At 38.6% G+C, this 15076-nt stretch carries 13 protein-coding genes; 1 reads left to right on the forward strand and 12 read right to left on the reverse strand.

The features are described from left to right. Positions 1-92 precede the first annotated feature (92 nt). From ACMGDK_RS04350 to mug, 3 genes are all read right to left on the reverse strand, one after another. Positions 93-881 carry an SDR family oxidoreductase gene (locus ACMGDK_RS04350; RefSeq protein ID WP_436806802.1) on the reverse strand — a complete coding sequence of 263 codons (789 nt, stop codon included), beginning with the start codon at positions 879-881 and terminating at the stop codon, positions 93-95. A gap of 100 nt (positions 882-981) precedes the next feature. Next, the gene (locus tag ACMGDK_RS04355; RefSeq protein ID WP_436806803.1) at positions 982-2148 is read right to left on the reverse strand and encodes a cytochrome-c peroxidase; all 1167 of its coding nucleotides are present in this window, start codon (positions 2146-2148) and stop codon (positions 982-984) included. Positions 2149-2234: 86 nt separating this feature from the next. Further along, positions 2235-2750 carry a G/U mismatch-specific DNA glycosylase gene (gene mug, locus ACMGDK_RS04360; RefSeq protein WP_436806804.1) on the reverse strand — a complete coding sequence of 172 codons (516 nt, stop codon included), beginning with the start codon at positions 2748-2750 and terminating at the stop codon, positions 2235-2237. Positions 2751-2924: 174 nt separating this feature from the next. On the opposite strand from mug, the gene ACMGDK_RS04365 reads away from it, so the two are divergent. Beyond that, the gene (locus ACMGDK_RS04365; protein ID WP_436806805.1) at positions 2925-3227 is read left to right on the forward strand and encodes a hypothetical protein; all 303 of its coding nucleotides are present in this window, start codon (positions 2925-2927) and stop codon (positions 3225-3227) included. A gap of 88 nt (positions 3228-3315) precedes the next feature. On the opposite strand, the gene ACMGDK_RS04370 is transcribed toward ACMGDK_RS04365, so the two are convergent. The 9 genes from ACMGDK_RS04370 to ACMGDK_RS04410 form a co-directional block, all read right to left on the reverse strand. Then, the gene (locus ACMGDK_RS04370) at positions 3316-3681 is read right to left on the reverse strand and encodes a response regulator (RefSeq protein ID WP_436806806.1); all 366 of its coding nucleotides are present in this window, start codon (positions 3679-3681) and stop codon (positions 3316-3318) included. Between the two features lie 41 nt (positions 3682-3722). Next, positions 3723-4295, reverse strand: a complete 573-nt coding sequence (locus ACMGDK_RS04375) for a chemotaxis protein CheB (protein WP_436806807.1) — start codon at positions 4293-4295, stop codon at positions 3723-3725. A gap of 10 nt (positions 4296-4305) precedes the next feature. Continuing rightward, on the reverse strand, positions 4306-5136 hold the full coding sequence (locus ACMGDK_RS04380; RefSeq protein WP_436806808.1) for a CheR family methyltransferase: 831 nt from the start codon (positions 5134-5136) through the stop codon (positions 4306-4308). After that, the gene (locus ACMGDK_RS04385) at positions 5137-5502 is read right to left on the reverse strand and encodes a response regulator (protein ID WP_436806809.1); all 366 of its coding nucleotides are present in this window, start codon (positions 5500-5502) and stop codon (positions 5137-5139) included. Continuing rightward, a complete protein-coding gene (locus ACMGDK_RS04390) occupies positions 5503-9108 on the reverse strand; it encodes a response regulator (RefSeq protein WP_436806810.1) in 3606 nt (1201 codons plus the stop codon). 6 nt (positions 9109-9114) lie between these two features. After that, a complete protein-coding gene (locus tag ACMGDK_RS04395; RefSeq protein WP_436806811.1) occupies positions 9115-10590 on the reverse strand; it encodes a hybrid sensor histidine kinase/response regulator in 1476 nt (491 codons plus the stop codon). 352 nt (positions 10591-10942) lie between these two features. After that, positions 10943-12742: a serine hydrolase gene (locus ACMGDK_RS04400; protein WP_436806812.1), complete on the reverse strand. Its 1800-nt coding sequence runs from the start codon at positions 12740-12742 to the stop codon at positions 10943-10945. Between the two features lie 200 nt (positions 12743-12942). Further along, positions 12943-14037 carry a hypothetical protein gene (locus ACMGDK_RS04405; protein WP_436806813.1) on the reverse strand — a complete coding sequence of 365 codons (1095 nt, stop codon included), beginning with the start codon at positions 14035-14037 and terminating at the stop codon, positions 12943-12945. Between the two features lie 232 nt (positions 14038-14269). Beyond that, entirely contained in the window at positions 14270-15034 is a 765-nt protein-coding gene (locus ACMGDK_RS04410) for a LytR/AlgR family response regulator transcription factor (protein ID WP_436806814.1), read from the reverse strand. Positions 15035-15076: the final 42 nt, after the last annotated feature.

The following is a 15076-nucleotide window of genomic DNA, read 5'->3' on the forward strand; positions in this document are numbered from 1 at the left end:
CATAGTAAGACAACCCAGATTGGGGAATTATTACATGATCATTAAGAAACGTAATACAATTATAAGTTTTTATCTGAATATCTTCCTCAGAATTAATAGGTATTATTCAGTCCTCCATCCAAAGGAATACTGGCTCCGGTAAGATAAGATGAATATTCCGATGCCAGAAAAGCAGCCAGATGACCATATTCTTCAGTTTTGCCGAGCCTTTTCATCGGAATTTTATTTTCTCTCGCTTTTTTTATTTCTTCCTGGGATTTTCCTGTCTGCTGTGACTCATGGCTGATGAGATTCTGAATACGCTCCGTATCAAAATATCCTGTCAGAATATTGTTAATCGTGATCTGATGCTGTGCCACTTCATTGGATAATGTCTTTGCCCAGGCAATCACCGCTGAACGAATGGAATTGGAAAGGGATAAATTATTGATCGGCTCTTTGACAGATAATGAAGAAACATTAATGATACGCCCGCTTTTCTGTTTGATCATATGCGGTAAAGCCAGTAAAGTTGTCTCACAAACCGTTTTAAAAAGCAGGTCAAATGCTTTCTGATAATCATCAACATTTTTATCCAGTGCCTGCCCCGGTTCCGGACCATTGGTATTGTTAACCAGGATATCTATAGAGTTATTGCTGAAATATCCGGAAATAATCCTTCTGTATTCTTCAAAATTAGAAAAATCGGCCACCAGATATTGATGCTTCTGACCGGAATTGATTACAGGTAATGAAGACACCATCTTTTTAAGTTTTGCTTCATTGCGGGCCATTACAGTTACGTTAGCACCGCATTTTGCCAGCTCCAATGCTATTCCTGCGCCGATTCCCTGGGTAGCAGCTCCTACTAAAGCATTCTTTGAAAAAAGTTCAATATTCATAAGTGGATAATGATTTCGGATTATTGCTCTATAAATGTAGCAAAAAAGCTTTACATTCTGAGCCAATGAATCTTTTATTTCCAGCTATATGAGTGTTAATTTACTGTGGCAATACAGGCGGTAGAACTCTTTCCGGTTTTGTAGATAAAGTCCGCAGAAATGCTTCCAGCTGGGCAATTTCTTCATCCGTAAGATCCAGCAGCCTTACAAAACCTGATTTCTCAGAAGAAAGGCTTATTCCCTCATGAACTGTCGACCGCTTTTGGGAATGTTCAGGATTTCCTCTGCTATAAAACCGGATCACCTCCGTAAGGGTGGCCATAGAGCCGTTATGCATCCAGGGTCCTGTTCTCGCGACTTCACGCAGTCCGGGTACCCGGAATTTCCCGGCATCTTCCGGGTTTTTGGTCACCAGATACCGGCCCAGATCTTCTTCTTTCGATCCCAATAAAGAAGTTCCTACATTTTCAAACTGATTATTGGAAAAATAACCAGAGCTGTGGCAGTTCATGCACTGGGCTTTGGTCCGGAAAAGATGTAAACCCATGAGTTCATCATCAGAATAAGCATCTGTTTTTCCATCAATGAACTGATCAAATTTAGAAGTTCCGCTCCTTATACTTCTCTCAAAAGCGGCTATTGCCTTGGAAATCCTGTCCTTTGAAACTATTTTATCCCCAAAAGCTTTTTCAAACAGCATTTCATAGCCTTTAATTTTTGCAATTTTTCCGGCTGCGAGATCAATATGTCCGTTCATTTCTCTTTCATCACGAATTGGCACTTCCGACTGCTCTTCAAGGGATGCGGCACGGCCGTCCCAAAATAATGACCGCGCATAAGCTACATTCATGATACTCATTGCGTTTCTGGTACCGAGCTGCCTGTCGTGTCCGAAAGAGAGAGTTCGGTTATCGCACCATCCGAGTTCAGGATCATGACAGGAAGCGCATGCAATCTGATTGGATTTGGAAAGCCGTGGATCAAAGAAAAGTGTTTTTCCCAGCAATGCTTTAGCTTCTGAATAAGGATTATCTGCGGGAGACTGGACTTCCGGAAGATGACCTATTTCAGAAAAATAAGGTACGGCTTGTGGATCCAGGATCGGTTTTGGCCATTTCGAAGGGTCTCTGGAAGAATATAATTTCCTCAGTTCTGCAAGGAACGAGGATTTTTCTCTGATTTCCTTTTGAATACTATTGCTGAAACAGTTATTCAAAAGAGAAATGGTAAGAAATACAATTAATATCCAGCTCAGGACATTCTTCATGAATATTGAGATTTTGGCAAAAATAGGAAATCTGTTAAATACATTTTAAAAATTGATGGCAAGATTCTGTGATCCATTTAAAAACATCAAATTTTATGAACATTTTCATGAATCTCTCTATAAAAATCTCCATAAGCCTGAACAAGATCATCTAAACTAAATCCGCGGTTCAAACCGCTTGTATTCGGTAAGACCCAGACCCGGCAGCCACAAAAATCTTCGGGCTGCGGACCCCACAGAATTTCTTTTTTTCCTGAAAAAGATTTGTATGCTGCCTTACCGAGAAATACAATATATTTTGGCTGAAATTCCGTCATTTTTATTTTAAAAATTTCCAGGGAACTGTTGAATTCATCTTTTGAAAGTTCATCCGCGCGGGATGTTGCTCTTGCTACAGCAGTGGTGAGCCCGTATCCGAAATTCAAAAGGCTCCTGTCGTTCCCAGCTTCGATCTGGTACGGAGTAAATCCTGCCTTGTGCAAGACTTTCCAGAACCGGTTGCTCTTTCCTGAAAAATGGTGTCCTTCTTCAGCCGATTTTAAACCAGGATTGATTCCACAGAAAATAACGGTGAGATTTTTGGCGATGATATCTTTCAACATGTTAAAGCAGATATAATTTTATAGGTTTTTAGAATTTTCTACAATTGCCTGTGAACAGCAAGATAATATTTATTTTAATATATCCAATGATCATCTTCGTTGCAGCTTATCATAAAAAATCTCTAAAAAGCAATTATGGCATAAATATTATTGTATATCATATAAATACACCAGATGGAAAACATGTTAGAAAATATAGACCTGATACACCGGTATTTATCCATTAGTATAACGGACCGGTTTTACTCAACCGTTGATCTGGAAGGTGAATATACTTTTACGCAGAATATTGTATCTAAAAAGACCATCATTGTTTCTACGTTTACAAACAAAATACTACTTTATCCGGAACTGAAATTATTTGTAACCGCACTGATTACTGAAATTAACAATGGAAAATGCACTGTTGATCTTATCCGTGAAAGAATCAAACATTTTGAGGAAATAAAGTACCTTCCTGTCAGAAAGATTATTTAAATCAAAAAAATCCTTACAGGTGATGTAAGGATTCTTCTATTTATTCTAATACTATTGTATTTGCATGACTTTTGAAACAATCCATTTTTTATTCTTGTAAATATTTAGCCACTTTTTCCTCCAGATCATCAAGATTGAACGGCTTTGCCACATAATCATCAGCCTGAGCTTCCTGTGCCAGGCTCACGATGTCATTATTGGCCGTTACATAAATAACGGGGATTGACCTGAATTCTTCGTGGCTCTTCAGAAGCTGGGTTGCCTGAACTCCTCCAATTTTTGGAATCCAGTTATCCATAAGAATAACATCCGGCTGAAACTGGGAAACTTTTTCCAAAATATCATGAGATGTTTCTGAAATTTCGACCTGATATCCATTTTCCTCAAAAATGATGGTAATGATTTCTAAAATAGTGGTATCATCATCAAAAATCAAAATTTTCTTTGTACTCATATTTGTTCTATTTAATCTTTAGGGGTTGTTTAAATTTATTATTACAATTGATTGATATGGCCTGCCAGATTATCCGGCTTAATGATTAAATCGCAGACAACTTCCTGCAGGGCATGCCTGGGCATATAATCTACCTCGGCGGTCTCGGGTTCCTGGATCCAGACTTTTCCTTTATTTTTTTTAATAAATCCCAAGCCTCCCACTCCATCGGCATTGGCACCTGACAACAGAACACCTACCAGGTTTTCACCATATACTTCTGCGGCAGATTTGAAAGTCACATCAATAGATGGACGTGAATAGTTCATTTTCTCCGAAAAATCCAGAGACATCATACTTTTGTTCTCAAAAAGGAGATGGTAATCTGCAGGAACTACATACACTTTATTGTTCTGAATTTCTGTTTTATCATCAATCTCCACCACTTCAATGGAAATAAACTGCTGCAACAGGGTCTGAAGGATATTGGTTGAATAAGCTTTACGATGCAGTATCAGAACAATAGGGAAACTGAGCTTGTCTTTTAAATTTTTAAGCATTTCAAGAATGACCTGCAGACTTCCCGCAGACCCTCCTATCACCACTAATTCTGTTTTTACGTTTTCTGTTTCCATGATCATGTTTTTAGATATGCTCTGCTTTCTTCCAAATGCGCTGGTCATCTACCTGATGGTAATTTTTATCCAGCTTGGAAAACCTAAGGGTTTCTTTTGCTCCCAGTGCGAGATAGCCTAAATTTTCAAGGCTGTTATCAAAAAGTTTAAAGACACGTTCCTGCAATTCCCTGTCAAAATAGATCAGTACATTTCTGCAGATGATTAGTTGAAAGCTGTTAAAAGAACTGTCCGAAACCAGGTTATGAGTAGATAAAATCAGTTTTTCCTGTAAACTTTTATCAAATTTTACACTGTCATAGTTCGCGGTATAATAATCTGAAAAGTCTTTTTTACCGCCGGATAAGATATAGTTTTCCGAATAGGTTTTCATTTGCTGTAAAGGAAAAACTCCTGAACGCGCAGTTTCCAAAACGGATGGATTGAGATCTGTGCCGTAGATCAGCGATTTGTGATACAGATTGGCTTCTTTAAGCAATATAGCCATGGAATAAGCTTCTTCGCCGGTGGAACAGCCCGCTACCCAAATCCTGATCAGCGGATAGGTCCCGAGCTGCGGCAGAATCTTTTCCCTGAGTGCTTTAAAGAAATGGGGATCACGGAACATTTCAGTAACATTCACCGTTATTTCTTCTACAAAACGCTTCAGATATTCCGGATCATTAAGAATAGTATACCTGAGCTCCGCAAAGCTGGTAAACCTGTCAATAAGGCAGATACGGTTTACCCGACGCTTAAATGAAGCTCTGCTGTACTCGGAAAAGTCATAGCCATACATCTCATAAACATCTTTTATGAGGTATTCAATTTCTTCATCTTTTACAATGCTGGGCTCTAACATTTATGATAATTTTTCTATGGCTGCAATCAGCTGATCTACATCAATCGGTTTTGATACGTAATCCTGGGCTCCGGCATCGAGACATTTCTGACGGTCTTCGGGCATTGCCTGTGCTGTAACAGCAATTACAGGAATCTGGCTGATAGCCGGTGTATTTCTGATCATCTTTATAGCTTCATAACCGTCCATTTCAGGCATCATCATATCCATAAGGACAATATCTGTTTCATTTTCTTTTAAAACCTGAATAGCTACCTGAGCACTGATACAACTTTCAATCTGATATCCACGGGATTTCAGGGTCAGCTTAAGTGCAAATATATTACGTGGATCATCGTCCACAATTAAAATTTTCTTTTTCATCATTTAACTTTCATATAACCAGACACGCAGTAAGGACAATAACTGATCAATATCCACAGGTTTCGAGATATAATCTGAGGCTCCGGCCTCGATACATTTTTCACGGTCACCAATCATAGATTTTGCTGTAATGGCAATAATAGGAAGCCTTGTAAGAGCAGGCATTTTCCTGATCTCTTTTATGGTTTCGTAGCCGTCCATTTCCGGCATCATCATATCCATTAAAATAACATCTATATCTTTATGCTCTTTGATCTGCTGCAGGGCATGTTTTCCATCCATGGCAACAACGACCTCAACTTTATACTTTTCTAATGCTTTGGTTAAAGAGAAGATATTACGGACATCATCATCGGTAATCAGGATTTTTTTGCCGCTTAATACTTCGGTCAACGATCCTAAAACTTTGTTTCTGGCTGTTTCAACAGAATTATTTTTCTCTTCCACCAAATGCAGGAACAAACCTACTTCATCTAAAATCCTTTCGTAAGAATGGGCGGTTTTTACGACAATGGAATCCGCATACTGCTTGATTTTAAGTTCTTCGGATTTGGACAGACTGTGTTCTGTAAAAATAATGATGGGCAGGTTCTCCAGTCCTTCATAACTTTTGATAGATTCAATGATCTGGTATTCATTCCCTTTTGAAGCTTCCAGGATGACGCAATCCACATGAGATGATGTCAGGGCTTTCACGCTGTCTTCCACATTATTTTCCACTGATAAGGAAATATTGAAATTGCTCAGGAAATAAGCCAGCGCGCTGGCATGTTTAGCATTGTTTTCTACAATTAAGACCTTTTGGGGAGATTTCAGAAGGGCTTCTTCAATTTTCCTGAAAACATCGGTCATTTTATCAAGTGCCATAGGCTTATTAATGAAATCAATAGCCCCTTTCATCAGACTTTCTTTTTCAAGCTGCAGCACGGACATCATATGCACGGGAATATGCCTGGTTGAAGCGTTGGATTTAAGCTCGTCCATCACCTGCCAGCCGTCTTTCACCGGTAGCTGAACATCGAGTAAAATAGCCTGGGGATGATACTGAACAGCTGCGGATAACGCATAATCTCCTCTTACCACCACTACTCCTCTGTAATGGTTCATACGGGCATATTTGAGGAGAGCCTTAGCAAAATGAATATCATCTTCAACAATTAAAATTACCTTATCCTGTGCGGTTATGGCATCCCGGTCATCGTCTATAGCTTCCGGAATTGGCAATATTTCAACAGGTAAGGCTGGCTGGGATTCTGTGTCTTCTAAAATATTCTGAATCTCTTCAACATCTTCACGGATAATATCCACCAAATGCTGGTCAGTTTCAGGCTGAACTGTTTCATCTACAGCCTTTACGGGAATAATCAGGCTGAATTTGCTACCTTCATTTACTTTACTTTTCAGGGTTAATTCTCCTCCAAGCAGCCGGGCAATTTCACGGCTTATGGAGAGTCCTAATCCGGTTCCGCCAAATCTGCGGCGTGTAGAGCCGTCAGCCTGCTGGAATGCTTCAAAAATAATAGCCTGCTTTTCTTCAGGGATTCCGATTCCGGTATCTTTTACAGTGAAAATAATAAAGTCTTTATTTTTAGGGTCTTTCGCTATGTTCAGATCAATGCTTCCTTCTGATGTAAATTTCAAAGCATTTGACAAAAGGTTACGCAGCACCTGATCTACTCTAAGCCTGTCGGTCTCGATGGTTTTTTCAACATCACGCTCTATCTGAATATCAAATTTAAGTTTCTTTTCCTGAACAACCGGGTTAAATAGGTTTTTCAGATCTTTCACCACATCATCAATCGCAACATCCTGATATTCCAGTGACATTTTACCTGATTCTATTTTGGCCAGATCTAAAATCTCATCAATAAGAGTCAGAAGGCTGCTTCCGGAGCTCTGAATAACTTTTGCAGATTCTATCTGGTCTTCATTCAGGTTTTCATCAGGATTTTCGGCCATTAATCTCGAGAGAAGAAGAATTGAATTCAGCGGAGTCCTCAGTTCGTGGGACATGTTGGCTAAAAATTCAGATTTGTACTTGGTACTTAAGGCAAGTTCTTCTACTTTTTTCTGGATTTCGCTGTTTCTTTCTGCGATCAGGTGATTTTTTTCTTCGAGCAATCTTGAACGTTCTTCCAGTTCGGCATTGGCCTGCATCAGTTCTTCTTGCTGTACTTTCAGTTCTTCTTCAGACGCCTGAAGTTTCTGGGTCTGGGCTTCCAGTTCGGTATTCAGATTTTCCAGTTCAGCATGTTGTACCTGCAGTTCTTCCGATTGAGCCTGCGTTTCTTCCAAAAGCTGCTGTTCTTTTTCGCGGCCTTTGGCAGCATTTAAAGCAATTCCGATATTGCGGCTGCTTTCAGCAAAATAATTAATTTTGTCTTCATCAAAATCTGATGTTGATCCTAATTCCAGTATCCCGATACAGTGGCCGTCTGCATGAACCGGAAACAGTAATATGCTGTTAATTTTTATTCTGCTGCTGGCAAAGCTTACGACAAAATCTTCTTCACGAAGGTTGTTATAGACCTGCATTTTTTCATTGGCAAAAGCCTGTCCGATCATTCCTTCTCCCGGCTCGAAAGTTTTTTTCATTGTACTTTCCAGGCCGAAAGCTGTACTAAGCCTAAGGATTCCGTCATCAAAAAGGTATAAAGCACCGTTGATGCATTTACTATATTCCACAAGCTGGTTTAAGGATGCATCAGAGACTTCCTTCACGGATTTATTGCCTACCAGAGATTCGTTGAGTAAGGCTAAACCTTTCTGGCGCCAGTCACTTTTATTGATCTTCTCGAAGGACTTTTTCAGTGAGTCGGTCATATGGTTCAGGGAATCTACCAGATCTCCGAGATCATCCTGTGAATGATCTACTGCTTTCTGGCTGTAATCTCCATTGGCCACCCTGTTTGCAATCTGCTGAACAGCACTTACACGCCTGCTTATTTCCAGATCTTTTGATCTTAATTCTTTTTCTAGTTTGTCTCTTCGGATCAAATCTGCTCTGAGCTTAAAATAAAAGAATATCGTGACAATTACTGCAGCTATTGCCGAAACAATAATAAACATGACAGTTGTACCGGATGAGCGGTTGAGATCTTTATTTTTAATTTCAAGCTGGTTTTCTTCGTATTGTACAAAATCGCGGACGATCTGGCGGCATCTGTCCATATAGCTTTTGCTCAACAGGATCTGTTGCTGGGTCATTATAATACCATTCCGTCTGTTCTGGACAAACTGCTTTAAATTATCAATATTGCTGTTAACATTTTTTTCCAGGTCATTTAAACGCTGCAGCTGTTTCTGATCTGAAATATCTAAGGATTTCACCCGTTCTATCGCCTTAGAAAATTCGCTTAAACTGCGGTTGTAAGGCTCCAGAAAACTTTCTTTTCCGGTAAGCTGGTAACCTCTGCTTCCTGTTTCTGCATCCAGTAATGCAACAAGAACGTCTTTTACTGCTGTTATTGATCTCCTGCTTTGAGAAAGGCTTTCACGATGATCCATCTGTCTTTGGATACTCAGATAAGATGCAACTGAACTTGCAATAAGGATCAGCAAAGATAACCCGACCCCAAACTGAAGATTTCTGATTATTTTTTTCGGCATGAGAAATTAGTTTAAAGGTAACGTAAAATAGAAAGTAGAACCTTCTTCTACTTTACTGGATACTCCTATGGTTCCGTGGTGCTGTTTGATGATTTCTGAACAGATAAACAATCCTATGCCCATTCCCTGAAACTGCAGCGAGGATTCTTCTACGCGGTAAAATTTCTGGAATACGGCGTCCTGCTTAAAGTCCGGAATTCCTATTCCGAAATCCGTGACACTTACTTTTACTTCCTGCTTTTCTTCGTCTACAAATGTTGTGACTATAATCTGGTTATTCTGGGGTGAGTATTTGATGGCGTTGGTCAGGAAGTTAATGAGAACCTGTTCTATGCGTATTTCATCTAAAGGAATCAGAATATCGGGGCTTATACCATGCCGTTTTATCTTGACTTTATTTTCGTCATGAGTCTGAATAATGGTTTCAACCGCATTGCTGATAATGTTTTCAAGGCTGGTTGGTTTTTTGTTGATTTTAAGCTTTCCGTTTTCTATTTTTGAAATATCAAGAAGATCGGTGATCAGGGTGTTCAGCTTTTCTATCTGATCCTGCACTTTGTTCATAAAACCTGCTTCAGCGCTTTGCTTATCCAATTTTAATTTACGGTCCAGAAGCTGAACGTAAGCTTTTATACTGGTTAAAGGTGTTTTCAGCTCATGGCTGGCGATGCTCAGGAATTCATCTTTTTCTTTTTCAACTTTTTTCTGATCATCAATGTCGGTAAAGGTCCCTACCCAGTTTTTTATTATGTTTCCGTCATTCACCGGGGTTATCCGCAAGAGATGATATCTGTATTCTCCGGAATCCACTTTTTTTATTCTGACTTCAAGTTCCAATGCCTGACCCTTTTTGCGGCAGCGGTTAAATTCTTCTCTGATATTAAGGTCATCGGGATGCACTTCAGGAAAATCCACATCTGTATCCGAGTATTGGTACCATTTGCAGTTGACAAATTCTATATTTCCATCTTCATTGAGTGTAAATGCAATCTGCGGCAGAGATTCAAGCATTAGCTGGAAATGATCAATCTGGGACTTCATGGTCACCTGCGATTCACGTCTTCCTTTAACCTCCAGCTCCAGACTCTGCTGGGTCTTTTTCATAGCAAGATTCTGCTCCTGAAGACTGTAAAAAGTTTTCACTTTAAGCAACAGAATTTCAGGATCTACAGGTTTTGTGACATAATCTTTCCCTCCTGAAGCATATCCTCGGGTTATAAATTTCTTTTCGGTATTGACCGCGGATAAAAATATAATGGGAACGTCTTTTGTTTTACTGTAGTCTGCTAATGTTTCGGCCACTTCAAAACCATCCATTCCAGGCATCTGCACATCCAGAATAATGAGCGCATAATTATTTTTTATTGCTTTTCCTAATGCTTCTTCTCCGGAACTGGCCGTATCTACCTGAAAGTCTTTAGATTCCAGCAGTTTTTTCAATGAATAGAGATTGCTTTGGTTATCATCAACAATTAAGATCATAAGATGAATCAGTACTTGGGTTTATTTTACTTTTAAATACTGCCAAAAATACTTACAAAATTTCGAAAAACATTGATTTTTTAATCATTTTATGCCTACATACCACATATATACACTTATAAATTAATTTTCAAAAAAAATATTTGCAAAAATTTCCTTATAACCATAAAAAGTATCAATATTTTAGATAAATGACTGAACAATAGGCTTATCCAAAAAAACTTATGATTGCAAGAATTCTAACCATTCCTGTAATAGGTCTCTGATATCTGGCAACGGAAAAAATATCAGCCTGCATCATTATAAATACGGATAATTAAGAACTGCCTTCAAAATATGAAAGCAGTTTGTTTTATAATGTTTTTAAGACATTTGCGGCATTTTCATTTGAAGGGTTTATCTTCAGTAGTTTTTGATAGGTCGCTTTTGCTTTTTCTTTTTGTCCGGCCTTCATATAGGCTTCCCCCAGGCTGTCGTAAGCATTTGCACTTCCGGGATACAGCGCTGTATTTAAACGGAAAACATCAATCGCTTTAGTGAAATCTTTTTTGTTGAGTAATGAATAGCCTACATCGTTCAGATAATTTTCGGAAAGAAGATGGTGATTCTCCTCTTTGATTTTTGCATTCCTGTAGGCTTCGAGCCCTTCATCAAAATTTCCCTCCAGAATCATTTTCAAAGGAATTTTTTCATTGTCACTCAACTTCAAACCCTTTCTGATTTTACCATTGCGGAGAACCTGCTCCAGTTCTGTCTTTCCTGTCTGGCTATTTTTCACCAGCTTAAGCTTAAAATCCCATTCCCGGACTGCATAAGTATCTTTTCCCGTTTTTAGAAGTTCCATAGGAGTTTCCGTATTGTTCACCGCCATCAGCTTTCCTTTTTCACTATAGATCTTGAAAAAACCATAGGTATCATTGCTGTAACGTCCGGTATAGCTGAAATCTTCATTATTTAAAGGTAAAACTTTATTAACCGGAGAATTAAACTCAGGCCAGTGATAGACTTCTGCTACGGAGCGCACCAGTTCTTCTACAAACTCAGGTTTGTTGGTATTGGTTAAAACAACAATCCCGTCACCACTTGTTTTGCTGGCTATAAACCTGCTTGAAAAGCCTTCGTTCCAACCTCCATGATTGAAATAGATGTGCCCTTCTCTGTTTTCCAGAAAGACGCCCAATCCCATAAATGGATCAATAAAAGGGGTTGTAAATTCTTCAGCTGTTTTTTGTGAAATAATGGTACTGCTTTTACCGCTGAGGGTATTTTGGACATCAATTATAAATTTTGACAGATCTTCAGCAGTGGTCCATAAACCGGCAGGCGCCTGTTCAGGATAGATATGGTGTTTTCCGGCAACCTTTACACCCTCCTGGTTATATGCCGTAGCAGCCAATTGGGCCTGGGCTTCAGACAGAGGTTGGGAAAAGGTACTGTTCTTCATGTTCAGAGGTATCAGTACTTTCTCGTTCATAATAGTGGTAAAATCTTTCCCTTCTATGTCCATCATCATTTGCTGCATGACACAGTATCCGCCACCTGCATACCTGAAAGGTGTTCCGGGAGCTTTATCTACGAAAATAGCCGGAGTATTGGAAGGGCTTTGGCCATTCAGAAGCTGAACCAGTGTAGGAACAGGCTTACCGGGTTCATATCCTGGAAAACCGCTTACGGTAAATCCTGCCGTGTGACTGGCTATATTTTTGAAACTTACTTTTTTTTCTTTTGTAAATTCATTTTCGGGAATTTTCCAGGATTTCAGGTAGGTATTTACATCAGCGTCCGGATTTATTTTCCCGGCTTCAACTTCAGACAGTGCTGCATACACACTCACCGGCTTACTCATAGATGCTGCCTGAAACAATGTTTGGTTATTTACCGGAATTTTGGATTCTATATCTGCAAAACCATAGGCCTTGCTCCAGATTACTTTGGAATTTTTAATAACTGCAATGCTCACTCCGGGAATATTGTAATGTTTCATCCTGGATTCTAAGGTCCAGAGAGGATCGCCCTGAAAACGAACCGCAGGCATCAGTCCTGCTTCTACTTTGGAAATCTCATTGTTTAATTGGGACTTTGTCTGCGCAGATAATGGAAGACAGGCCATTCCGATGATAAGTGCAGTATAAAAAGGAGCTTTGGCTTTCATTTTTATTTTGAAATTTAGTTGATCAAAAATAGGCAAGTTTTAGCAGAATTGAATAGATTACTTTACTATTAAAAAAGATTTTGCTTATATGACACCATTGTCACCCTACTCATTACATCATTGCGTTCCGGATTTCTTGAAAAACACCCAAAAATGCAATGTGTTAAGCCTGTATTATTTTTAAATTGTTATGGCAGATATTATTCTATCCTACGGTTTAAAATGAGGAGTTCTTTATTTTTGGATTCATCGTCAGTCATTGGATAAAAGACAACGGCATAACTGTTTTCAGCCGTTTTGTTGATTCCAGAAATAATCAAATTTTCCTTCTCCATTGGTAGAATATGATGAGTCATGATGTTTTTATACCCTTTTTCATCTTTGTTGTAAAACAATTCCAAAAGCGTATCATTTTTAATTGTAAGCCAGCCGTTCCCAAATTCCCCGTTGAAATGTGTTACAAAAGTATGTTCTGCAATTTTTACCGGTTGCCAGGTATTGAAAAATTCATTTTCCAAATCTGCCAGTTCTGTAGTAGTGCATTGAAGATCCGGCGAGATGACCTCAACAGATATTTTGCCTTCTTCTTCACAAAGAAGGTATGAATTTTCATCAAAAGACAGATGTAGTATTTCCCAAAACCATTCCTTTCCGGAGTAGATCAGTCTTTCGCGTTTTACATTTCCCGATTCATCAATCTGCCTGTGGAGCCAACCATTTTTATCATTAGCTAATAAATGAATTTCACCGTTATCCATGAATATTTTATTGTTTCTGGGAAAGTCTATTTTTATGTTGTGCTTCTTTTTTAGGGTATCATTACTAAATTCGATAGAAAGCATTTTATCCGGTTTTGTTTCTGACCAGATATCAACATCATAAAAAATTGAAAACTGATGGGTTGTCCCAACAAATTTTCCGGTAAAAGGCCTGTTTCCTTTTGGCTGTTCTATGGCTGCCCGGTTAAAAACAGGAATACTTATTTCAGCTTCCTTGTCGGGATGATAGGGAACCAGTGACACAAAATTTTTCTGATCCGGACTTAAAAATAATGTCGGTAAAATACCATCCTCTTCTTCAAAACTTTCGTCATTTCCTTCTGGGTCAATAAGGGTGTAAACTAGCTTATACGTACCGTTTTTATGATAAACATAATTGGCTAAAAGTGTTTTGTCACCGCATGAAATGTTTCCGTGGCATGAAACACCACTTACTACAGACAGTGTTGTCAACGTTCCAAATTCGGTTTTCTTAATGATCGATTGATAGGGATTTGCTTTATCCGGATTTTTCATATTTCTGCTGGTTATTGTGTCTGGTTATAATTTCTGGTTATATTGATACCTTTTATTTATCCTGTTAATTTAAGTATAATTAAATTAAATAAATGCTTTTAAGGTTCGCATATAATAACAGAAATGCCTTTCCTAGCAGACTTTACTCATTATCTTCCGAAAATTCTGATGGTACAATTTATCCAATTGTTTTTTCAAACCCCAAAACGTTCGATTTTGCATCAATTTATGATCAGCTTTTCATCCAGTTTAAACACTCGGTGATCTGTCTTTTGCTGATAAATACATCCGAATTGATTTCAGGAGCCGGGGAAAGCTTTAATTCCACTTTCTGGCTGGAATGCTTGATGATCTCAACAATTGCATTTTTATTGATGATAAACTTACGGTTGATTTTAAAAAAAAGTTCCGGATTCAGTTTGTGGATGATATCTTTAATGGTATTATCATAAATATAGGTCCGGTTGTCCATCGTTGTGAGAAAAAGATATTTTCCCGAAGCAAAAAAGTAAGCGGTATTATGCTCGTCTATTGATTTCAGCTTATTTCCTTCCCGCACCATAAAATGATTCATCTTTCCAGGATTTTCTGCCTGACGTAATGTGGAAATAGACTGTAAAACAGGTTCGGGATCGAAATTGGATCTTATGGAAATGAATTTCTGCAATGCCTGCTGCAGATCATTCTCTTCAAAAGGTTTCAGAAGATAATCTATGGTAAAATGCCTGAAAACCCGTATCGCATATTCATCAAATGCGGTGATAAAAATAATGGGTGTAAAGAGTTCCACCTGTTCGAAAATCTCCAGGCTCATCCCATCCCCCAGATGGATATCCATAAAGATAAGATCCGCCGAATGGTTTTCGAAGAAATCTATGGCCTGTTTTTTTGAACGGAGAATCACAGTCTCTGTAACAGGAACTATGCTTTGTTTATCCAATAAATCTTTAAGATAATTAACAGCCAGCAATTCATCTTCTATAATGGCGATTTTCATAACCTTACAAAAGTACAAAAAAACCGCTAAAACTATTACATT

The organism is Chryseobacterium hilariae, from assembly GCF_051400735.1.
Lineage (GTDB): Bacteria > Bacteroidota > Bacteroidia > Flavobacteriales > Weeksellaceae > Chryseobacterium.